The organism is Streptomyces sp. NPDC051913, assembly GCF_044593635.1.
GTDB lineage: Bacteria > Actinomycetota > Actinomycetes > Streptomycetales > Streptomycetaceae > Streptomyces.
In genome coordinates this window covers 94,816-114,690 of the sequence record NZ_JBIUCI010000022.1, presented here as the reverse complement: position 1 = coordinate 114,690, position 19,875 = coordinate 94,816, and the positions used below count along the sequence as shown (strand labels likewise).

Annotated in this window: 21 protein-coding genes; 8 read left to right on the top strand and 13 right to left on the bottom strand. The window is 71.9% G+C overall.

From position 1 onward, the window contains the following. Positions 1–329: 329 nt before the first annotated feature. The 3 genes from ACIHIX_RS41640 (at position 330) to ACIHIX_RS41630 (ending at position 3,129) form a co-directional block, all read left to right on the top strand. Positions 330–2,084, top strand: coding sequence for a helix-turn-helix domain-containing protein (locus tag ACIHIX_RS41640; RefSeq protein ID WP_399965762.1), 1,755 nt, complete (start codon positions 330–332; stop codon positions 2,082–2,084). Positions 2,085–2,212: 128 nt separating this feature from the next. Further along, positions 2,213–2,575 carry a DUF1304 domain-containing protein gene (locus tag ACIHIX_RS41635; RefSeq protein WP_399965761.1) on the top strand — a complete coding sequence of 121 codons (363 nt, stop codon included), beginning with the start codon at positions 2,213–2,215 and terminating at the stop codon, positions 2,573–2,575. After that, positions 2,572–3,129, top strand: coding sequence for a TetR/AcrR family transcriptional regulator (locus ACIHIX_RS41630; RefSeq protein WP_329342425.1), 558 nt, complete (start codon positions 2,572–2,574; stop codon positions 3,127–3,129). The genes ACIHIX_RS41635 and ACIHIX_RS41630 overlap by 4 nt, the downstream gene beginning before the upstream one ends. A 4-nt stretch (positions 3,130–3,133) precedes the next feature. Here ACIHIX_RS41630 and ACIHIX_RS41625 read toward each other — a convergent pair whose 3' ends face one another. Together ACIHIX_RS41625 and ACIHIX_RS41620 are read right to left on the bottom strand one after the other, a co-directional pair. Next, complete coding sequence (locus ACIHIX_RS41625; RefSeq protein ID WP_399965760.1) at positions 3,134–3,988, bottom strand: hypothetical protein; 855 nt, start codon at positions 3,986–3,988, stop codon at positions 3,134–3,136. 60 nt (positions 3,989–4,048) lie between these two features. Beyond that, positions 4,049–5,005, bottom strand: coding sequence for a GlxA family transcriptional regulator (locus ACIHIX_RS41620; RefSeq protein ID WP_399965759.1), 957 nt, complete (start codon positions 5,003–5,005; stop codon positions 4,049–4,051). 71 nt (positions 5,006–5,076) lie between these two features. Between ACIHIX_RS41620 and ACIHIX_RS41615 the strand changes: the two genes are divergently transcribed. Next, the gene (locus ACIHIX_RS41615) at positions 5,077–6,027 is read left to right on the top strand and encodes an NADP-dependent oxidoreductase (protein WP_399965758.1); all 951 of its coding nucleotides are present in this window, start codon (positions 5,077–5,079) and stop codon (positions 6,025–6,027) included. 15 nt (positions 6,028–6,042) lie between these two features. On the opposite strand, the gene ACIHIX_RS41610 is transcribed toward ACIHIX_RS41615, so the two are convergent. Together ACIHIX_RS41610 and ACIHIX_RS41605 are read right to left on the bottom strand one after the other, a co-directional pair. Beyond that, positions 6,043–7,149 (bottom strand): NAD(P)-dependent alcohol dehydrogenase, encoded by a 1,107-nt coding sequence (locus tag ACIHIX_RS41610; RefSeq protein WP_399965757.1) that lies wholly within the window; start codon positions 7,147–7,149, stop codon positions 6,043–6,045. A gap of 40 nt (positions 7,150–7,189) precedes the next feature. Then, complete coding sequence (locus ACIHIX_RS41605; protein ID WP_399965756.1) at positions 7,190–8,644, bottom strand: aldehyde dehydrogenase family protein; 1,455 nt, start codon at positions 8,642–8,644, stop codon at positions 7,190–7,192. Positions 8,645–8,759: 115 nt separating this feature from the next. Here ACIHIX_RS41605 and ACIHIX_RS41600 point away from each other — a divergent pair, with 115 nt between their 5' ends. Then, positions 8,760–9,197: a MarR family winged helix-turn-helix transcriptional regulator gene (locus ACIHIX_RS41600; protein WP_399965754.1), complete on the top strand. Its 438-nt coding sequence runs from the start codon at positions 8,760–8,762 to the stop codon at positions 9,195–9,197. Positions 9,198–9,404: 207 nt separating this feature from the next. Further along, entirely contained in the window at positions 9,405–9,785 is a 381-nt protein-coding gene (locus ACIHIX_RS41595) for an anti-sigma factor antagonist (protein WP_399965753.1), read from the top strand. 9 nt (positions 9,786–9,794) lie between these two features. Here the strand turns inward: ACIHIX_RS41595 and tuf are convergent, their stop codons facing one another. Together tuf and ACIHIX_RS41585 are read right to left on the bottom strand one after the other, a co-directional pair. Then, positions 9,795–10,985: an elongation factor Tu gene (gene tuf / locus ACIHIX_RS41590; RefSeq protein WP_399965752.1), complete on the bottom strand. Its 1,191-nt coding sequence runs from the start codon at positions 10,983–10,985 to the stop codon at positions 9,795–9,797. 55 nt (positions 10,986–11,040) lie between these two features. Continuing rightward, on the bottom strand, positions 11,041–11,994 hold the full coding sequence (locus ACIHIX_RS41585; protein ID WP_399965751.1) for a ribose-phosphate diphosphokinase: 954 nt from the start codon (positions 11,992–11,994) through the stop codon (positions 11,041–11,043). A 199-nt stretch (positions 11,995–12,193) separates the two neighbouring features. On the opposite strand from ACIHIX_RS41585, the gene otr(A) reads away from it, so the two are divergent. Then, a complete protein-coding gene (otr(A), locus tag ACIHIX_RS41580; protein WP_399965750.1) occupies positions 12,194–14,050 on the top strand; it encodes a tetracycline resistance ribosomal protection protein Otr(A) in 1,857 nt (618 codons plus the stop codon). Positions 14,051–14,059: 9 nt separating this feature from the next. Here otr(A) and ACIHIX_RS41575 read toward each other — a convergent pair whose 3' ends face one another. Then, on the bottom strand, positions 14,060–15,250 hold the full coding sequence (locus ACIHIX_RS41575) for a cytochrome P450 (protein ID WP_399965749.1): 1,191 nt from the start codon (positions 15,248–15,250) through the stop codon (positions 14,060–14,062). A 200-nt stretch (positions 15,251–15,450) separates the two neighbouring features. Here ACIHIX_RS41575 and ACIHIX_RS41570 point away from each other — a divergent pair, with 200 nt between their 5' ends. Beyond that, positions 15,451–16,092, top strand: a complete 642-nt coding sequence (locus ACIHIX_RS41570) for a DUF4230 domain-containing protein (protein ID WP_399965748.1) — start codon at positions 15,451–15,453, stop codon at positions 16,090–16,092. Between the two features lie 21 nt (positions 16,093–16,113). Here ACIHIX_RS41570 and ACIHIX_RS41565 read toward each other — a convergent pair whose 3' ends face one another. From ACIHIX_RS41565 to ACIHIX_RS41540, 6 genes are read right to left on the bottom strand one after another with little or no spacing between them, the layout of a single operon-like run. Beyond that, on the bottom strand, positions 16,114–17,874 hold the full coding sequence (locus ACIHIX_RS41565; protein ID WP_399965747.1) for a complex I subunit 5 family protein: 1,761 nt from the start codon (positions 17,872–17,874) through the stop codon (positions 16,114–16,116). Further along, positions 17,874–18,221, bottom strand: a complete 348-nt coding sequence (locus ACIHIX_RS41560) for a sodium:proton antiporter (protein WP_399965746.1) — start codon at positions 18,219–18,221, stop codon at positions 17,874–17,876. The genes ACIHIX_RS41565 and ACIHIX_RS41560 overlap by 1 nt, the downstream gene beginning before the upstream one ends. Then, entirely contained in the window at positions 18,221–18,961 is a 741-nt protein-coding gene (gene mbhE, locus ACIHIX_RS41555) for a hydrogen gas-evolving membrane-bound hydrogenase subunit E (protein WP_399965745.1), read from the bottom strand. Before mbhE ends, ACIHIX_RS41560 begins: the two co-directional genes overlap by 1 nt. Next, a complete protein-coding gene (locus ACIHIX_RS41550; protein ID WP_329342396.1) occupies positions 18,958–19,218 on the bottom strand; it encodes a hydrogenase subunit MbhD domain-containing protein in 261 nt (86 codons plus the stop codon). Before ACIHIX_RS41550 ends, mbhE begins: the two co-directional genes overlap by 4 nt. Next, on the bottom strand, positions 19,211–19,663 hold the full coding sequence (locus ACIHIX_RS41545) for a monovalent cation/H+ antiporter complex subunit F (protein WP_399965744.1): 453 nt from the start codon (positions 19,661–19,663) through the stop codon (positions 19,211–19,213). The genes ACIHIX_RS41550 and ACIHIX_RS41545 overlap by 8 nt, the downstream gene beginning before the upstream one ends. Further along, entirely contained in the window at positions 19,660–19,842 is a 183-nt protein-coding gene (locus tag ACIHIX_RS41540; protein WP_399965743.1) for a hypothetical protein, read from the bottom strand. Before ACIHIX_RS41540 ends, ACIHIX_RS41545 begins: the two co-directional genes overlap by 4 nt. Positions 19,843–19,875 lie beyond the last annotated feature (33 nt).

The following is a 19,875-nucleotide window of genomic DNA, read 5'->3' as shown; positions in this document are numbered from 1 at the left end:
CATCCTTCGAAGCAACACGATCGAACAGGGGGGGTGTGCAAGGGGGAAGCGCACTGACCAATGCGCACGGCAAGACGACCGATCACGACCGAGTCAACTCGCAGCGCCGCAGGGGAGCTTATCGGGTTTGAACCCGAAAGGATCAACCTCATGGCCCGCCGGAGGTGAGGGTTCCGTCACGCTCAGCCAGGATCGAACAGTCGACAAATGCCCATACTGGCCAGCACAGTTGCGGAAACGGTCCCTTGTCATCGGATGACAAATCACCACCCGGCACCTGTCCGTCGCTGATAAGCCCTGACGTATTACTGATGGGTATCGTCGCCATCGTGTCGAAGAGAGCCGCCATGGTGACCGACGACGGGGGCGGTCCGTTCGCGGCGCTACCCCCGGATCTGCACCATCACCTCAGACCGTTCTTCACCGACCTCACCGAGGAGGTCGTACGGGCGATCAGAACCGAGATCCCCGAGTACGCGCGCCCCGCGGACGACACGTACATGCAGGGCGTCCACCGGGGCGTGGACCATGCGCTGCGGGGGTTTCTCGAGCGGATGGCGAAGCCGGACAGCGACCGGGGGCCGGTGCAGGAGACCTACCAGCGCATCGGGCGCGGCGAGGCCGAGGAGGGGCGCAGCCTTGACTCCTTCCAGTCGGCGCTCCGGCTCGGCGCGCGGGTGACCTGGCGGCGGGTGAACGCCCTGGTGGACGCCGAGCTGCTGCCGCGCAACGTACTGGGCGCGTTCGGGGAGGCGCTGTTCCTGCACCTCGACGAGATGGCCGCCGCGACGACCGCCGGCTACACCGAGGCCCGGCTGCACGCCGCCGGCGAACTCCAGCAGCGCCGCATGCGCCTCGTGGACCTCCTGACCGCAGACCCACCGGCGTCGCCGGAGGCCATCGCGGACCTCGCCCACAGCGCGCGCTGGCCGGTACCGAAGACCCTCGCGGTGATCGCGATCGACTACGGCCCACCGCCACCGGGCCCTGCCGGGCAGGCCGCGAGGCCGTGGCCGCCGGCCGGCGGCCCCGAGCCCAGGTCGTCGACATCGGCGGGCGGACCGGCTGCGAAGCCGTCAGCGGGTGGACCGACCGCACATCCATTGCCGTCAGCAGACGGACCGGTCGCGCCTTCGTTGTCGTCAGCAGACGGACGGGCCGCGCATCCGTCGCCGTCAGCAGACGGACCAGCCGCACGTCCGTCGCCATCGACGGGCGGACCCGCGACGCAGTTCTCATCACCAGGGCGCGGACCCGGACCCCAACACGCACCGCCGAGGCGCGGGCCCGGAACGCCGTCCCCGCCTGCAACGCGCCGGCCTGGGCTGTCGTCCCCGCCTCCGACACCCGACCCCTCCACGCAACCCTCGCCACCCTCCCGCGGACCCGCAGGGCAACCCCCGCCTTCGACGCGCGGGCCCGGGACGCCGTCCCCGGGTGTGCCGCGCGGGCCCTCCACGCAGCTTTCCTCGCCCTCCCGTGGCCCCCTCGTACCGCCCTCTCCCCCGACGCGCGGGCCCATCGTGCCGCCGGAGTTCCTCGCGCGGTTCGATGTGCAGCCCGCTGTGCTGGTGGTACCGGATCCCGAGGGGCCCGGGCGGGCGCGGGCGGTGGCCGGGGCGTTGCAGGGGCTGCGCGCGGCGATGGGGCCGACGGTGTCCCTCCAGGAGGGCGCGCGGTCGTTGCGCTGGGCGTCCGAGGCCTTGGAGCTGGTGCGCCGGGGTGTGCTCCCGGACGCCGAAATGATCCGCTGCCAGGACCACTTGGCCACCCTTCTGCTGCTGCGCGACGACACCCTGGTCGACGCGATGGCCGAACGCCGACTGCGCCCGCTGGAGCAGGTGCGGCCACCACAGCGCGAACGGCTCGCGGAGACGCTGCTCAGTTGGCTGAGCGCCGGCCACAACGCCAGCGAGGTCGCCGTCCGGCAGGCCGTGCACCCGCAGACGGTGCGGTACCGCATGCGCCAGCTGGACGAGCTGTTCGGGGCGGAACTCCAGGACCCCGTGGCCCAGTTCGAGATGCAGCTGGCGCTGCGGGCGCTGCAACTGCGCCGCGGCGCCGGAGGGTCCGGCGCAGGGTGAGTCCTCGGCCCGGGCGAGGAACGCGAGCGGACCTCGGTGACATCCTGGACAGGTGTCCAGCTATAGTGGACACCTGTCCAGGAAATGGGCCCGCACAGCCCGCACAACCCCCTACACCGAGGGAGATCATGGAAGCCGTCGCGAACGTTCTGGTGGGCCTGGTGGCCGCGCTGCACGCGTACATCCTGGTGATGGAGATGTTCCTGTGGCAGAAGAAGCCCGGGATGCGCTTCCACGGCTTCGACCGTGCCATGGCCAAGGCGACCGCCGCGATGGCCGCCAACCAGGGCCTCTACAACGGCTTTCTCGCGGCCGGCCTGGTCTGGGGCCTCGTCGCCGCCGACCCGACCGGCTTCCGCGCCCAGGTCTTCTTCCTGTCGTGCGTGATCGTCGCGGGCGTGTACGGCGCGATCACCGCCAACGTCCGCATCCTCGTCGCGCAGGCCCTGCCCGGTGCGCTCGCGCTGGGCGCGGTCCTGCTGGCGCGGTGACGGCCGCCGAGGACCCGCGCGCGGCCCGCACCCGCGAGAAGCTGCGCGCCGCGCTCCTCGCCGAGTGCGCCGAGCGCCCGCTGGCGGAGGTCGGGGTGGCGGCGCTGACGCGACGGGCGGGAGTCGGCCGGGCCACCTTCTACGTCCACTACGCCGACCTGGAGGCCCTGGCGGTCGACGCCTGCGCCGATGTCGTACGCGAGGCCGTGGAGGCGCTGCACGCGTGGCGCGGCCGGCCGGACCCGGTGCACGCGCCGCCCGCGCTCCCGGCGTTCTTCGCCTCGCTCGCCCCGCACGCCGGTCTGTACCGGGCCCTGCTGAGTCCGGGCGGGGGCGGTCCGCTGGGCCGGGTCCTGCACCGGGATCTGCGGGCCTACAGCCTGCGCGAGCGGGAGCTGGCGGGCGCGGCGGACGCCCCGCTGGTGGCCTCGGCGGTCGCCGCCACCTTCGCCGGCGTGCTGGCCGACTGGTTGCACGGACTGCTGGCCGGCGACGCCGGTGACATCGCCGACCAGGTCTGGCAGTTGCTGGTCGCGCTGCACGCCAGCCGGTGACGGTTCACTTGCAGCCCATGCCGTCCTTCACCCGCGGCCAGGCCTCCACGCCGTCCGACGTGCGCACGTACGCCGTCTTCTCGTCGTCGGTCAGCCACAACTGCCAGTCGCGCAGCCGGTATCCGGTGTCGCGCGCGTCGGCGGGCATCCGGACGTCCCCGTCGTACTCGCCCAGGAGCATCTCACCGCCGAGCACCCCGTGCGGATCACGGGCGTACAGCTTGCCGTCCCTGCCCTCGCCGGTGCCCAGGAAGTGCGCGTCCTGCCAGTCGCAGTGGGCGGCGCCGGCCGAGCTGCTGATGACGGTGAGCGGCACACGCCTGCCGTCCCGGTCCTTCCAGACCTCGTACTCCTGCTCGTCGGTGTAGCTCGCCCCGAACTCCGCCGGATCGCAGGAGGCGCTGGTCTCCGGTCCCCAACCGGGCCTGTTCTTCTGGTCCTTGGCGACGATCACGGCCACTTTCGTGCGGCCGTCGACGTCGTAGGAGAACAGGACGCGTCCGCTCTCCTTCCGCTCCACCCGGTAGCCCTCCCGCGGCACGCCGGGCTGCTCGATGTCGAAGTACGCCTTGAGGCCCTCCTCCGGCGTCTCGCCCCCGTCGCCCTCGCTCCACGGTTCGCTGCCGCCGGCGGTGTCGATCGGCCAGTCGCACTCCAGGGCGCGGGCCGCGGCGCCCGTGTTCACGAGGTCGGCCCGGTCGTCCTTCTCCTCGTCCCAGTCCTTGGCGGCGATGTGCAGCGGCCCGCTGTAGGGCGTGGGCGGAGCCGTACCGGCGACGACCACGCCCCCCTTCTCGGTCCCGCACCCCACGGCCGCCAGCCCCACCAGTGCCGTCACTGCCACGATGCCTCTGCGCATCCCCACCCCTGTTCCCCGCCCGTCGTTGCGATCCTCCGACGCGGCAGTGCGGCGAAACGTTCAGCGGGCCGCCTGGAACGTGCGCCGGTACGTCTGCGGCGACACCCCGATCGCCGCGTGCAGATGCTGGCGCAGTGAGGCGCCGGTGGCGAAGCCGACCTCGCCGGCGATCTGGTCCACCGACAGGTCGCTCGATTCCAGCAGGTGGCGGGCGCGCGCCACGCGCTGCTGGATCAGCCAGCGGCCGGGACTGAGGCCCACCTCGTCGTGGAAGCGGCGGGCGAAGGTGCGCAGGCTCATCCGGGCGTGGGCGGCGAGGTCGGTCAGGGCGAGGGGCTCGTCGAGGCGCTCCAGCGCCCAGGCGCGGGTGGCGGCGGTGCTCGCGGCGCCGCTCTGCGGGACCGGCTGCTCGATGTACTGCGCCTGACCGCCGTCCCGGAAGGGCGGCACGACGCAGCGCCGGGCCACCGCGTTGGCCAACTCGCTTCCGTGGTCGGTGCGGACGATGTGCAGGCAGACGTCCACGCCGGAGGCCGCGCCGGCCGAGGTGAGGATGCGGCCGTCGTGGACGAACAGGACGTCCGGGTCCAGGTCGACGTCCGGATGGAGCCGCCGGAAGGCTTCGGTCACCTGCCAGTGCGTGGTGGCCCTGCGCCCTTGGAGAAGGCCCGCCGCGGCGAGCACGAAGGCGGCGGTGCAGATCGACACCACGCGGGCGTCCGGGCGGATCAGCGCGAGGGCGGCGGCGACCTCGGCCGGCAGCTCGACGGGGATGTGCGGCTGGGCCATCGAGGCGACCACCACGGTGTCGGCCGTGGCCAGGATCTCCGGGCCGTGCTCGACCCCGATCGTGAAGTCCGCGTTGCTGCGCACCGGCAGGCCGTCGACGCTGCACGTCAGCACCTCGTAGTGCCCGTCGGCGGCGCCGAAGATCCGGCTGGGGATACCCAGCTCGAAGGGGTAGACGCCCTCCAGGGCCAGGACCACGACTCGTTCGACCCGTCGTTTCGCATGCATGGCACGATTCTATCGAAGGTTGGCAATCATGCCATTTCCCGGGGAGGCGGGCCCGGGCAGGCTGGATGACCATGAGCACTGTGAAGACGATGCGAGTCATCAGCCAGGACGTTCTCGGCGGTCCCGAGGTCCTGAAGGAAACCGAGGTGGAGCGGCCGGAGCCGCGCACGAACGAGGTACTGGTCCGGGTCCGGGCCGCCGGGGTCAACCCCACCGACTGGAAGCACCGCGCCACCGGCGGCTTCCTGGGCGAGCCGCCCTTCGTCCTGGGCTGGGACGTGTCCGGCGTGGTCGAGGCCGTCGGGATCGGCGTCGCCCGCTTCAAGCCCGGCGACGAGGTCTTCGGCATGCTGTCCTACCCGTACGGCCACGGGTCGCACGCCGAGTACGTCACCGCCCCGGCCCGTACCTTCGCGCACAAGCCGGCCTCGATCGGCCACACCGAGGCGGGGGCGCTGCCGCTGGTCTCGCTGACGGCCTGGCAGGCGCTGGTGGAGTACGCCGACGTACAGCCGGGGCAGCGGGTGCTGATCCATGCGGCGGCCGGCGGTGTCGGACATGTGGCGGCTCAGATCGCCAAGGCGCGGGGCGCGTATGTGATCGGTACCGCGAGCGCGGGCAAGCACGAGTTCCTGCGCGGTCTCGGCGTGGACGAGGCGATCGACTACCGGGAGACGGACTTCGCCGAGGCGGTCAAGGACGTCGACGTCGTCCTGGACACCCTGGGCGGCGACACCTCCGTGCGCTCGCTGCGGGTGCTGCGGCCCGGCGGGCTCGTGGTGTCGATCCTGCCGGTCGGCTCGGACGAGTTCCACGAGGAGGCCGAGCGGCTCGGCGTCCGGGCGCTGCGCATGCTGGTCGACGCCTCCCACAGCGGGATGACGGCGATCGCCGAACTGGTCGAGGCGGGGAAGCTGCGCCCGACGATCGCCGGCACCTTCCCGCTGGCCGACGCCGCCGAGGCTCACGCCCTCGGCGACACCGGCCGTACCACGGGGAAGCTGGTCCTCACGGTCGACTGAGCCGACGGCCGGGACTCAGAAGGTCAGCACCGGCTTGATCGCCTTGCCGGCCCCCATGTCCCGCACCGCCTGGTCGATGTCCGCGAACGCGTACGTGCTGACCAGGCGGTGCAGCGGGAGCCGTCCTTCCTTCACCAGCCGGACCAGGGCGGGGATGAAGGACTGTGTCTCGGCGTCGCCGAGGGTGAGGCCGACGATCCGCTTGCCGCCGAGCAACCCGTTGACGTCCAGGGCGACTTCGGTGCCGAACGGCGGGGCGCCGACGACGACCAGGGTGCCGCGGGCGCCGAGCGCGTCGACGCCCTGGCGGAGCACGCCGACGTTGCCGGTGGTCTCGATGATGCCGTCGGCGCCCTGGCCGCCGGTGATCGCGGCGAGGGCCTCGCCGAGGTCCTCGTCACCGGCGTTCACCACGTGAGTCGCGCCCAACTCCCGGGCCAGCGCGAGGCGTTCGCCGACCCGGTCGACGGCGACGATCGTCGTGGCGGGTGTCAGGGCGGCGGCCATGACCGCGGACAGGCCGACCGCTCCGGCGCCGAGGACGACGACCGTGCTGCCGGTGACCGGCTTCAGCACGTTCCACACCGCGCCGACGCCGGTCTGCACCCCGCAGCCCAGCGGGGCGATCGACGTCAGCGGCACCTCGGGGTCGACCTTGACGAGGCTGCGCTCGTCCACCAACGCCCGTTCGGCGAACGAGGACTGGCCGAAGAAGTGGCCGCCCAGCGTCTCACCGTCCCGGCTGATGGTGGCGCTGCCGTCGGCCCGCCGGCCGCCGATGAGGTTGAGCGGCAGCCAGGTGGCGCAGTAGGCCGGGTGGCCGCCGTCGCAGTTGCGGCACGCGCCGCAGGAGGTGAACGACAGCACCACGTGGTCGCCCGGCGCGACACCGGTGACCGCCGGGCCCACGGCCTCGACGACCCCGGCGCCCTCGTGACCGAGCACGCCGGGCAGTGGGAAGGGCAGACCGCCGCTCGCGACCCCGAGGTCGGTGTGACAGAGCCCGGTGGCCACCATGCGGACGACCGCCTCGCCGGGCCCCGGCTCGTCGAGCTCGACGTCGGCGAGGGTGAAGGGCGCTCCGCCGGACTCGACGACCGCGGCGCGGGTGGGGATGGACATCGTACGAACTCCCTTGTTCTTCCTGCCCGTTCGGGACGGTTCAGCCGAGCGAGACGACGACGGACTTGACCTTGGTGTAGGCGGCGAGCGCCTCCGGGCCGTACTCGCGGCCGAAGCCGGAGTCCTTGACGCCGCCGAAGGGGATCGCGGGGTCGAGCATCGCCCAGTCGTTGACCCAGACGATGCCCGCCTGGAGCCGGTCGGCGACGCGGTGCGCGCGGGCGAGGTTGGTGGTCTGGACGCCCGAAGCGAGGCCGTACGGTGTGGAGTTGGCGAGGGCGACGGCCTCGTCCTCGGAGTCGAAGGGCTGCACGGTCAGGACCGGGCCGAAGATCTCCTCCTGGATGACGCGGGAGTCGTTCGGGAGGTCGGCGATGACGGTGGGCTTGTAGTAGTAGCCGCCGTGCAGAGCGAGGCGTTCGCCGCCGCAGACGATGCGCCCGCCTTCCTTGCGGGCGAGTTCGACGTAGTCCTCGACCTTCTTGAGGTGCTTCTCCCCCGCCATCGGGCCGACGACGGTCTCCGGTTGCCGCGGGTCGCCCAACGGCACGCCGGGCACGGCCTGCTGGAGGATGCCGAGCAGGGTGCTGTAGACCGACCGGGCCACCAGCAGCCGGGGGCCGCCCATGCAGAACTGGCCGGAGTTGAAGACGAAGGCCTTGATGATCGCGCCGACGGCCTGCTCCAGGTCGGCGTCCTCGAAGACGATGTGGGCCGCGTTGCCGCCCAGCTCCATGGTGACGGGCTTGAGGTTCTCGCCCGCGACGCTCGCGGCGTGCCGGCCGACCGCGGTCGAGCCGGTGAAGGCGATCTTGTCGACGCCGCTGTGCCGCAGCAGCGCCTCGCCGGCGACCGGTCCGGCACCGGTGACGACGTTGACCACGCCGTCGGGGACGCCGGCCCGCTGGAACAGCTCGGCCATGTAGAGCGCGCTGAGCGGGGTCTCGTCGGCGGGCTTGTGCACGACCGTGTTGCCCGCCGCGAGCGCCGGGGCGATCTTCGAGCCGGCGAGGATCAGCGGGAAGTTGAACGGGGTGATCGCGGCGACCACGCCGAGCGGGTCGCGCCGGGTGTAGGCGAGGGCGTTCATGGGGGTGTCGCGGTGGGCGCCGTGCAGGGAGTGGGCGAGGGCGGCGAAGTGCTCGTAGTCGTTGGCCGCGTTGGTGACGTCCACGGCGTGGGCGAGCGTGATCGGCTTGCCGACGTCGAGGCTCTCCAGGTGGGCGATGTCGTCGGCGTTCTCGCGGATGAGCTCGGCGACGCGATGCAGTACCCGGCCGCGCTCCCGGCCGCTGAGTCCGGACCAGGAGCCGTCGTCGTACGCCTCGCGCGCGGCGCGCACGGCCGCGTCCACGTCGGTGGCGCCGGCCTCGGCGACGGTGGTGACGACCGTGCCCCGGGACGGGTCGACCACCTCGGTGCGGGCTCCGTCGGCGGCCTCCCGCCACTGTCCCCCGATGAACAGCCGCCCGGGTTCGATCTCGAAGGTGGTCATCGCCACTCCTCAGCCTCATTGCCAAGTTTTCAACCAACAGGATTCCTGTTGGTTCGCGTCATGGTCCGCAGTCTCATTACAGACAGGATTCCTGTCAATGCTCTAGGCTGAACTCATGCTCGACACCCAGGCGACCAAGACGCCCCCGTCCCTGCTCTACATGGTCAAACAAGTGGAGCTCGTGGTCCGTTCCCACCTGGACGAGCTGGTCAGGCCGTCCGGGATCACCGCGCTCCAGTACACCGCGCTGACCGTCCTGGAGCGGCACGACGGACTGTCGGCCGCACAGCTCGCGCGGGACTCGTTCGTCACGGCACAGTCGATCGCCGATCTCGTACGGTCGCTGGAGAACCGTGAGCTGGTGCGCCGGGAACGCAATCCGCGCAATCGACGGGAGCTGCTGATCCTGCTCACCGACGCCGGTCGCGAGTTGCTCGCCCGACACGAGGAGCCGGTCCGCGAGCTGGAGGAGCGGATGGTCCGGGAGCTCACCGCACACCAGACCGAGCAGTTCCGGCAGGCCCTCTCCCGGGCCTGGCACGCCCTGTCCTGAGACTGGGCTGTAATTCACAGACATATGTCAATCGAACATGCTCAAATTCACTCCATCGAGGGTAACTTGCAGGGCGGGGAAAGGACTTGCACGTACTCCGGGCACGGTGACACGGCGGCGGCTCGTACGCTCGCCGCACGATGTCACCCCAGCCCCCGGTGACCTGCACCCCGCCACGCGAAGGGCCCGGTTGGAGGCGATGTCGTCGTGCAGCAGGAACCTGCACCGATCGGTCGGCACCTGCACATCCACCAGGACCGGGGACACACGGTGCTGGAGTTCCGCGGCGAGATCGACATCGCGGCCGCCGTGGAGATCGTCCCCCATCTGGACCGGGAGACCGGGCGCGACCGCTCCCGGGTCGTGATCGACCTGCGACAGGTGGAGTTCTTCGACTGCTCCGGTCTGCGGCTCCTCTACCGCGCCCGCACCCGGGTCCTCGACCACGACGGACAGCTGCGCCTGGTCTGCGCCCACCCCCTCACCCTGCGGATCATGCGGGTCACCGGGCTGCACCGGTTACTGCCCCCGCACGCGACGCTGGACGCGGCCCTGGGACAGTCCGAGGCCGCGTCCGGGTCCCTGTGACCGCGTCCGTCAGAGGATCTTGGTGACCTGACCGGCGCCGACGGTCCGCCCGCCCTCACGGATGGCGAACTTCAGCCCCTCCTCCATGGCGACGGGCTGGATCAGCCGCACGTTCATGGTCGTGTTGTCGCCCGGCATGACCATCTCGGTGCCCTTGGGAAGCGTCACCACCCCGGTGACGTCGGTGGTGCGGAAGTAGAACTGCGGGCGGTAGTTGTCGAAGAACGGCGTGTGCCGGCCGCCCTCGTCCTTCGACAGGATGTACGCCCGCGCCTCGAAGTCCTGGTGCGGGGTGACCGAGCCCGGCTGGATGACGACCTGCCCGCGCTCGACGTCCTCGCGCTTGACGCCGCGCAGCAGCAGCCCCACGTTCTCCCCCGCCCGGCCCTCGTCGAGGAGCTTGCGGAACATCTCGATGCCGGTGACGGTCGTCCTCGTCCTCGTCTCGTGGATGCCGATGATCTCGACCTCCCTGTTGACGTGCAGCACACCGCGCTCGATCCGGCCGGTGACGACCGTGCCGCGGCCGGTGATCGTGAAGACGTCCTCGATCGGCATCAGGAACGGCTTGTCCACATCCCGCTGCGGCTCCGGCACCGCCGTGTCGACCGCGTCCAGCAGATCGAGCACCGACCGCGTCCACCGCTCGTCGCCCTCCAGTGCCCTGAGCGCGGAGACCTGGACGACGGGCACGTCGTCGCCGGGGAACTCGTACTCGCTGAGCAGCTCGCGCACCTCCAGCTCGACCAGCTCCAGGATCTCCTCGTCGTCCACCATGTCCGTCTTGTTGAGGGCGACGACGATGTACGGCACACCCACCTGCCGGGCGAGCAGGACGTGCTCCTTGGTCTGCGGCATCGGACCGTCGGTGGCGGCGACGACGAGGATCGCGCCGTCCATCTGGGCCGCGCCGGTGATCATGTTCTTGATGTAGTCGGCGTGCCCCGGGCAGTCGACGTGCGCGTAGTGCCGGTGCTCGGTCTGGTACTCGACGTGGGCGATCGAGATGGTGATGCCGCGCTGCCGCTCCTCGGGCGCCTTGTCGATCTGATCGAAGGGCGTGAACGGGTTCAGGTCGGGATACCTGTCGTGCAGCACCTTCGTGATCGCCGCGGTGAGCGTGGTCTTGCCGTGGTCGATGTGCCCGATGGTGCCGATGTTCACATGCGGCTTGGTCCGCTCGAACTTCGCCTTCGCCACGAGGGCCTCCAGGTCACCTGAGGGGCTCCGGGCCGAACCCGGCTCTCCCTCCTGTCTATTCGCTCGGCCGCGCGTCGAACAGGGCGCTGACGGACTCGCCGTTGTGAATACGCCGCACGGCCTCGGCGAGCGCCGGGGCGATGGACAGGATGCGCAGCTTGTCGGTGCGCTCCTCCTCCGGCACCGGCACCGTGTTGGTGCAGACGATCTCCAGTACGTCGGGCTGCTCGCCGATCCGCTTGAGCGCACCGGCCGCGAACAGCCCGTGCGTGCACGCCACGCGGATCGAGCGGGGCTTCAACTCGCGCAACCGGTCCAGGAGTTCGAGGACGGTGCTGCCCTTGGCGATCTCGTCGTCCAGGACGATGACGTCCCGGTCCGTCACCTCGCCGATGACGTCGCTGATGCTGACCCGGTCGTCCGCGTAGCGCTGCTTGGCCCCGGCCGCGACCTGGGCGCCGATGAGCCGGGCGAACGCGGCGGCCTCCTTGGCGTTGCCGAGGTCCGGGGAGACGACGGTGGTGCGCGAGAGGTCGTACTGCTGGAAGTGCGCGGCCAGTTCACGCAGTGCGTGCAGATGGTCGACGGGCACCGAGAAGAAGCCGTGCACCTGCGGGGAGTGCAGGGTCATGGCGAGGACCCGGCTCGCGCCGGCCGACACCATCAGGTCGGCGACGAGGCGCCCGCCGAGCGAGATGCGGGGCGCGTCCTTCTTGTCGGAGCGGGCGTAGGAATAGTGCGGCATGACGACGGTGATCCGCCGCGCGGAGGCGCCGCGGGCCGCGTCGCACATCAGCAGCAGCTCGACGAGATGCTCCTGGACGGGCTTGACCAGCGGCTGGACCAGGAAGACGTCCCGCTCCCGGCAGTTGGCCTGAAGCTGCACCTCCAGGCAGTCGTTGGCGAACCGGCTGACCCGGGTGGGGCTGAGCGGCACACCGAGATGCGCGCAGACCTCCGCCGCCAGCTCGGGATGGGCACTACCGCTGAACACGGCGATGTCTCGCACGATCCGCTCCTCGCATGATCATCTCGGGCTGCCGCCCCTCATGCTACTGACCTGCGAAATTCGCTTGCGCACGGCCCACACCGGCAGGCCATGATGGCGGCGTCCGTGTTCCCTCACGTCAGGATGACCCGCATGCGCCGACTCCTCGGAATCCCCCAGCCCTTCCACAGGCCCACGGTTCTCGAGGACTCAACCAAGCATGCACACCCTGAACATCGGCATTCTGGCCCACGTCGACGCCGGTAAGACCAGCCTCACCGAGCGGCTGCTGTTCGACCACGGCGCGATCGACCGGCTCGGCAGCGTCGACGCCGGTGACACCCGTACGGACGACGGGGCGATCGAGCGGCAGCGCGGCATCACCATCCGCTCGGCGGTCGCCTCCTTCACCGTCGGCGACACCCAGGTCAACCTCATCGACACCCCGGGGCACTCCGACTTCATCGCCGAGGTCGAGCGGGCCCTGGAGATCCTGGACGGGGCGGTGCTGGTGCTCTCCGCCGTGGAGGGCGTCCAGGCACAGACCCGCGTCCTGATGCGGACCCTGCGCCGACTGCGGCTGCCCACGCTCGTCTTCGTCAACAAGGTCGACCGTGCGGGCGCCCGCACGGAGGGACTGCTGGACGATGTCCGGCGGCTGCTGACGCCGCATGTCGCGCCGCTCAGCACGGTCCAGGACATCGGCACCCCGCGCGCCCGTGTGCTCGCCGCGCCCCTCGCCGGCCTGGCCGAACCGCTGGCCGACGTCGACCCGGACATCCTCGCGGCGGTCGTGGACGGCCCCGCGCCCACCCCGTCCGACCTGCACAAGGCCCTCGCCGCGCGCACGGCCGACGGCTCGCTCCACCCCGTCCACTTCGGCTCCGCCCTCGGTGGCCAGGGGGTCGCCGAGCTCGTCGACAGCGTGGTCCGGCTCGTCCCGCCGGCCCCGACGGCCGGGGGCGGCACGCCGCGCGGCACGGTGTTCGCCGTCCGGCCCGGCCCCGGCGGCGAACGCACGGCGTATCTCCGCCTGTACGACGGGGAGGTGACGGAGCGTCAGCGGCTCACGCTGCTGCGACGCGACGCCGACGGGCGGATCCTGGAAGTGGCGGGGCGGGTGACCCGCCTCGACGTGATCGGCGGGAGCGGTCCGCTCACCGCGGGGAACATCGCCGCCGTCACGGGCCTCGCCGGAGCCCGCGTGGGCGACCGGCTCGGCGAACTCCCCGCGCGGGACGCCCAGTTCGCGCCTCCGACCCTGGAGACCGTCGTCACCGCCCGGCGTCCGGAGCAGGCCGCCCGCCTCCGCTCCGCGCTGCTCGCCTTGGCCGACCAGGACCCGCTGATCCACGCCCGCCCCGCGCCCGACGGCACCACCGCGCTGCTTCTCTACGGCGAGGTCCAGCTGGAGGTGCTGGCGGCGACCCTCGCCCAGGACTTCGGCATCGAGGCGGACTTCGCACCGGGCCGCGTCCGCCTTCTGGAGCGGCCACGCGGTGTCGGTGAGGCCTGGGAGGAGCGGCCCTGGCTCGACGGCACCCGGTACTGGGCGACGATCGGGCTGCGGGTGGCGCCGGGAGAGCGCGGATCCGGCGGGGTGTTCACCTACGAGACGGAACTCGGCGCGCTGCCCCGGGCCTTCCACCAGGCCATCGAGGACACCGTGCACACCACCATGCGGACCGGCCTGTGCGGCGCGGCCGTGACGGACTACCGGGTCACTCTGATCCGCTCCGGCTTCGTCGCCCCGCTCAGCACGGCCGGGGACTTCCGCGGGCTCACCCCGTACGTGCTGCGCCGCGCCCTGGAGCGGGCACGGACGCGGCTCTACGAGCCGTACCACACCTTCGAGACCGAGGTCCCACTGGACGCGCTGGCCCCAGTGACCGCCCAGCTCGCCTCCCTGGGCGCCGAGTTCACCGGCACCACAGGAGGCGGCACGACATGGGTGATCACCGGCGAGCTTCCGGCCCGGCGGGTGCGTGAGATGGAGCTGCGGCTGCCGGGGCTCACCCGCGGGGAGGGGATGTGGTGGTCCCGTACGTCTGGCGACCGTGAACTCCGCTCGCACTGACCGGTGTTGTCACCATGACACCGGCAGACGCAGCGGACTGCGCGTCATCTGTCCCACCCGCCACTCGATGGTCCCGGGCGTGAAGTCGGCTCGTAGCCGCGGGAATCGGGCGGCGAGGTGGTGCAGCGCGAGTTCGAGTTCGAGGCGGGCCAGCCAGGCGCCGAGGCAGTGGTGGGGTCCGGCGCCGAAGGCGATGCTCGGCGCGGTGAGGGGCGCGGACAGGTCGGGCGGGCCCGGTGGGAAGACGTCGGGGTCGCGGCCGGCGGAGTTGGTCTGGACGGCCACCACGCTGCCCGCCGGGATCAGCACCCCGCCGACCTCGACGTCGGCGACCGCGCGCCGGATCAGGCCGGGCAGCACCCGGCCCTCGCTGAGCGGCACGGTACGCAGCAACTGCTCGGCCGCGGTCGCCGCCGCCTCCTCGTCGCGGGCGAGCAGCGGCCAGCCGTCGCGCCCGTCGGTGAGGAGGTAGACGACGGCGTTGCCGAGGGCGCTCATGGTGGTCTCGTGCCCGGCGACGACCAGCCCCAGGGTCAGGGTGATCAACTGCCGTTCTTCGACACCGAGTTCATCGCCGGCGGCGATCAGCCCGCTGACCAGGTCGTCCCCTGGCTCCTTGCGCCGCTCGGCGATCAGGGCGGCAGCGAACGCGCCGAACTCGGTCATCGCCGCCATGACCTCCTCGGCCGTGTGGGCGCCGCCGGACAGGGCGTGGTCGGCCCAGTGCCGGATGCGGTCGCGGTCGAGATGGTCCAGGCCCATGAGCCGGCAGATCACGGACACGGGCAGCGGACGCGTGAACCCCTCCACGATGTCGGCGGGCCGCGGCAGGGCCGCGAAGTCGTCGAGCAGCGCGGTGACCACGGACGCCACCCAGGGCCGCCAGCGCGCGACGGCCCGCGGGGTGAACGCCCGCTGCACGGTGGAGCGCAGCCGCTGGTGGGCGGGGCCGTCCTGGTTCAGCAGCCCGTTGGGATCGTCCAGCAGGTTCGGTACGAGGAGCAGGGGCGGGGCGTTCTCGGCATGCAGCGACCTGCGGTCGAACCGCGGGTCCCTGAGCACCTGCCGCACCTCGGCGTACCGGGTGACGAGCCACACCGGGGTGCCGGTGGCGAGGGTCGTGGGCCGGGGCGGACCGGACTCGGGAAGGCTGATGCGATGCATGGGACGCAAGGGCCGGGACGCGCTCTCTGCACTCATCCGGTTCTCCAGGCACACCGTTCGGGACGGCTTTCCACGCTAGTGCGCCGCCCACGCTTCCGTCAGCGGTGCCAATCGGCCAACGCCCGGGTCTGCCAAGGGCTTTGGGGGGCATTCGTTGAACAAGGAAGGAGGGCCGTCGCATGACGACTCCCACTAGGCGCACGACTCCCACCAGGCCCACGGCTCCCATCAGGCGCATGTCCAAGCGCATGCCCGGCTGGGCGAAGCTCGTGAGTGCCGTCGTTCTGGTGCTCGTCGTGTTCTTCGCCGGTATCCGGCTGAGCGTGCTCCCGGGCCTCAAGGACCTGTTCGGCACCGAGACCCACGACCGTTCGGGGCCCGCCCTGCTCCAGTCCATCCAGGACATCAGCCGTTACGACGCCGCCTCCGGCAACTTCCAGGTCGTCGTGGACCTGGAGAAGGACGCGAAGTACCTGCCCGACGCCGTCCGCGGCACCCGCACCCTGTACGTCGGGGCCGGCACCGTCGACGCGTTCGTGGATCTCGGCAAGGTGGGTGAGAACGACGTCAAGGTCAACAAGGACCGTACGTCCGCCACGCTGGTGCTGCCGCACGCCCAGCTCGGCACGCCCGCCCTGGACGCCGACCGCTCCTACGCGGTGTCCAAGCAGCGGGGCCTCCTGGACCGCCTGGGCGATCTGTTCTCGGACAACCCCAACAGCGAACAGGCCGTGCAGAAGCTCGCGGTGAAGCACATCCGCGAGGCGGCGAAGGACAGCGCGCTGACCGGCCGCGCCGAGAAGAACACCACGGACATGCTCGAAGGCCTGCTGCGCTCCCTCGGCTTCGAGGAGGTGAAGGTCACCTACCAGGCCTGATCACGTCCTCTGCGTGGCTGCTCAGAAGGCCGAGACGCCCGGCAGGGCCAACGCTCCGAGCAGGGCGGCACCGACCAGCAGCCACGCCACGTAATCCCCGATGTGCCCGGACTGGAGCCGGCGCAGCGGCAGCGCCCAGCCCGGGGCGAGCAGCTTCGGGCGGGTGACCGCCACGGCGGCGAGGCCCGCGGCGAGCAGGGTCGAGGTGATCCCCAGCAGGACGCCGAGCGGGGTCCAGTGCAGCGGGGCCACCACGATCCCGCCGGACCCGGCTTCGTTCACGGCGTGGGCGACCACGTCGGCGAGGCCGGGTGCCACGCCGACCGCGAGCGACCCGGCGATCAGCAGCGCGGGGACCGCCGTCATCGTGCCGGGGACCCGGCGCAGCCGTTGCCCGGTCTCGGGCTCCTCCCCGGAGCCGGTGGTCTCGTAGCCGCCGTCGTCCGACGGCCTGGGCCCGAGGCCGAGGAAGACGCGGGCGGCGACGCGCAGCACGGCACCGGCCGTGACGGCGCTGACGGCGACGTACAGCACGGTGAGGGGGCCGCCCGCGGCCTCCTCGGTGACGGCCTTGCCGAGTGCCGTGCCGAAGGGCGGCAGTCCGGCGAGACCGAGGGCTCCCAGGGTGAACAGCACCGCGACTCCGCGCAGTTGCCGGGCCTTGCCGTGCAGGGCGTGTTCGTCGACGCTGCCGTAGCGGTCGAGGAGGATGCCGGTGCAGGCGAACAGGGCGGCCTTCACCCCGGCGTGGCCGAGCAGGTACAGGGCGACCCCGTCGTCGGCCTCGGGTGTGAGGACTCCGATGCCGATGAGGAACAGGCCGGTGTGGGCGACGGTGGAGTAGGCGAGCAGGCGCTTGATGTGGCGCTGGTACCAGCACATGACGGCGCCGATCGCGGCCGTCAGCACGCCGAGCACGACGAGGAGGCGTTCCAGGTCCCCGGCCGGGATGCCGCCGGGCCCGGAGAACACGGTGCTGTACACCCGCCAGACGCCGTACGTGCCGAGTTCGACCATGACGCCGGACAGCACCATGCACACCGGGGTGGGGGCGACGGCATGCGCGTCGGGCAGCCAGAAGTGGAAGGGCACGGCGGCGGCCTTGACCAGCAGCCCGGTCAGGACGAGGACGAACGCGGTGAGGACGAGCGCGTCGGGCGGTCCGTGCGCGTCGAGGCCCCGTCCGATCTGAGTCATCGCCAGCTCGCCGGTGCGGGCGTAGAGCAGGGCGATGCCCATGAGCAGGGCGTAGGCGCCGAGGGAGGTGACGACGGCGAAGGTGAGGGCGCCCTGCACCGCCCTGGCCTCCTCGACGCGGTGGCCGGTGAGGGCGTAGGCGCACACGCCCATCAGCTCGAACCACACGAAGGCGTTGAACAGGTCGCCCGCGAGCGCGAAGCCGCACATGCCCGCCTGGAAGAGCAGCATCAGCGCGGGGAAGGAGCCCGCGTGCCGGCGCGGGGGTTCGTCGAAGTAGTGCCAGGAGTAGGCGAGCGCCGCGAGGGTCAGCAGCGAGGCGAGCGCGGCCATGCCGAGGCCCGGCCCGTCGCCGACGAGGACGATCCCGACGCTCTCGCCGTTCACCGGAACCCAGCCGCCGACCCACTCGACCATGGGCGGTGAGGAGTCGAGCAGCAGCACGATCGCGAGGGCGGCCGTGCCCGCCGACACGGTGCAGCCCACCGACTCGGCGGCGACCCGGGGCACGCGGCGGCCCCCGGCGACCAGCAGGGCGGCCCCGAGGAGGGGGACGGCGACGAGGAGCGGCAGCAGGTCGTTCATCAGCCGCGCAGCTCCGAGAGTTCGTCAGGGTCGACGGTGCCGTGCCGCTTGGAGATCTGGACGACGAGCGCGAGCAGCAGCGCGGTGACGGTGGCGCCGACCACGACGTCGGTCAGGGTCAGCGCCTGGACGACGGGGTCGACCACCGGACGCGAGCCGGGCTTCAGATCGGAGAAGACGGGCGCGGTCGCGTCGTCGCGGTAGCCGACGGCCAGCAGCAGCACGTAGGTGGCGCACTGGCACACCGACAGACAGCCGACGGCATGGATGAGGTTCCGGCTGGTGGCGAGGCCGTAACAGCCCACCAGGAAGATCCATGCGGCGACGAGGTACGGCAGCACGTCCATCACGTCCCGTTCCCTTCCTCGATCTCGACGGCCTGGTCCAGGAAGCGGGCCAGCAGCACCACCACCGCGCAGGCGACCTCCATGCCGACGGCCGCGTTCAGCAGCGGGACGGTGCCGGCGGAGGAGAGCGTGTTGAAGGTGCCGTACGGCAGCAGGGTGTTGGCCAGGAAGGCGACGGAGCCGATGAGGCCCGCGATGCCGGTGACGAGGTAGGCGGAGACGGCGAGGGCGTCGCCGACCTCGTACAGGCCGATCGGCCGGATGCGTTCCAGGGCGCGGTAGTCGGCGCCCAGGTAGAGCAGGTGCAGGGAGGTCGCGGCGACGACGCCGCCCTGGAAGCCGCCGCCGGGACTGAGCTGGCCGTGGGCGATGACGTAGAGGCCGGTGAGGAGGGCGACGGGCAGGACGACGAGGGCGTAGCGGCGTACCGGGAGGGCCACGGGTTCGACCTCGGGGCGGGCGCGGTGTTCGTCGCGGGTCTGGCGCAGCAGCACCACGCAGCCGAGGACGGCCGCGAAGAGGATGGTCATCTCGCCGAGGGTGTCGAAGGCACGCTGGTCGAAGTTGATGGAGGAGATGGTGTTGGCGGTGTGCCGGGCGAGGGACTCGCGCACGGCGCGGTCGCCGTAGGGGTGGCGGTCGCCGCCGAAGGCCGGCAGATCCAGGGCGGCGGCCACGAGCAGGGCGGCGAGGCCGGTCCCGCCGACGGCCACGAGCCAGAGCCGGACGCGGCGGCTCACTCCTGGTCCTCTCTCCCCCGGGCGCGCCGTCTGACCTTGCGGACCGCGAGCAGCAGCAACAGCGGGGTGAGCGCGGAGCCCACGGCGAGCTGGGACAGGCCCACGTCCGGTGCCTGGAGCACGGTGAACAGCACGGCGAGGACGACGCCGAGGACGGACAGGACGAGCGCCTGGCGCACCGGGTCGCGGACCGCGACGGCGGTGGTGGCGGTCGCGGCGACCAGCAGCAGGACGACGACGATCACGGCGTCAGCCACGGCGGACCCCGCGGAATCCGCCGGACAGGGCGCGCGAGGCGACGACGTTGCCGCCGATCAGCAGCGCCCCGACCACGAGGAGTTTCACCAGGGCCCGGCTCGGCCCGGTGGCCACGCACAGGACCCCGACGACCGCGGCACCGAATCCGGCCACCGCCCAGGTCACACCCCAGGCGCGGGGCGGGTCGTCGGCCAGTTCGTCGGCGAGCAGCCGGGCGAAGACGAGGGTGCCGACCGGCCCGAGCAGGGCGAGGACCAGGGCGAGGTCCACGTACGACGGACGGGTGTAGCCCTGTGACAGCAGCAGAAGGGCCGGACAGGCCAGCGCGGTCGACAGGTTCTGGGCCACCACCCGGCGCCGCAGCGGCCCGGTGGCGACGCCCCACAGGGCCGCGCCGAGACCCGCGCCGAGGGCGAGGGTCGCCGCGAGGATCCAGCCGTTCACCGTGCGGTCACCACCCGCCGGGCGGCGGTGGCCGCGACCGCGGCGACGGCCGCGGCGCTCGCCCCGACCACGCGTTCCAGGGTGTCCACCGTGCTGATCAGGACCAGCCACAGCGCCGCGAGCGCGACCCACCAGGCAAGCGCCTCGGCCAGGGTGAGAAGGGTCGTACGCGGGTTCATGCGCCATCTCCTCACGGCCTGCCGGCACGGCTT

What these genes read in the sequence shown, in the direction of transcription:
- ACIHIX_RS41635 (WP_399965761.1), top strand. Translation starts at nt 2,213, where the DNA reads ATGGAAGCCGTCGCGAACGTTCTGGTGGGCCTGGTGGCCGCGCTGCAC.
- ACIHIX_RS41625 (WP_399965760.1), bottom strand. Translation starts at nt 3,988, where the DNA reads ATGCGCAGAGGCATCGTGGCAGTGACGGCACTGGTGGGGCTGGCGGCC.
- ACIHIX_RS41620 (WP_399965759.1), bottom strand. Translation starts at nt 5,005, where the DNA reads ATGCATGCGAAACGACGGGTCGAACGAGTCGTGGTCCTGGCCCTGGAG.
- ACIHIX_RS41615 (WP_399965758.1), top strand. Translation starts at nt 5,077, where the DNA reads ATGAGCACTGTGAAGACGATGCGAGTCATCAGCCAGGACGTTCTCGGC.
- ACIHIX_RS41610 (WP_399965757.1), bottom strand. Translation starts at nt 7,149, where the DNA reads ATGTCCATCCCCACCCGCGCCGCGGTCGTCGAGTCCGGCGGAGCGCCC.
- ACIHIX_RS41605 (WP_399965756.1), bottom strand. Translation starts at nt 8,644, where the DNA reads ATGACCACCTTCGAGATCGAACCCGGGCGGCTGTTCATCGGGGGACAG.
- ACIHIX_RS41600 (WP_399965754.1), top strand. Translation starts at nt 8,760, where the DNA reads ATGCTCGACACCCAGGCGACCAAGACGCCCCCGTCCCTGCTCTACATG.
- ACIHIX_RS41575 (WP_399965749.1), bottom strand. Translation starts at nt 15,250, where the DNA reads ATGAGTGCAGAGAGCGCGTCCCGGCCCTTGCGTCCCATGCATCGCATC.
- ACIHIX_RS41570 (WP_399965748.1), top strand. Translation starts at nt 15,451, where the DNA reads ATGTCCAAGCGCATGCCCGGCTGGGCGAAGCTCGTGAGTGCCGTCGTT.
- ACIHIX_RS41565 (WP_399965747.1), bottom strand. Translation starts at nt 17,874, where the DNA reads ATGAACGACCTGCTGCCGCTCCTCGTCGCCGTCCCCCTCCTCGGGGCC.
- ACIHIX_RS41560 (WP_399965746.1), bottom strand. Translation starts at nt 18,221, where the DNA reads ATGGACGTGCTGCCGTACCTCGTCGCCGCATGGATCTTCCTGGTGGGC.
- ACIHIX_RS41540 (WP_399965743.1), bottom strand. Translation starts at nt 19,842, where the DNA reads ATGAACCCGCGTACGACCCTTCTCACCCTGGCCGAGGCGCTTGCCTGG.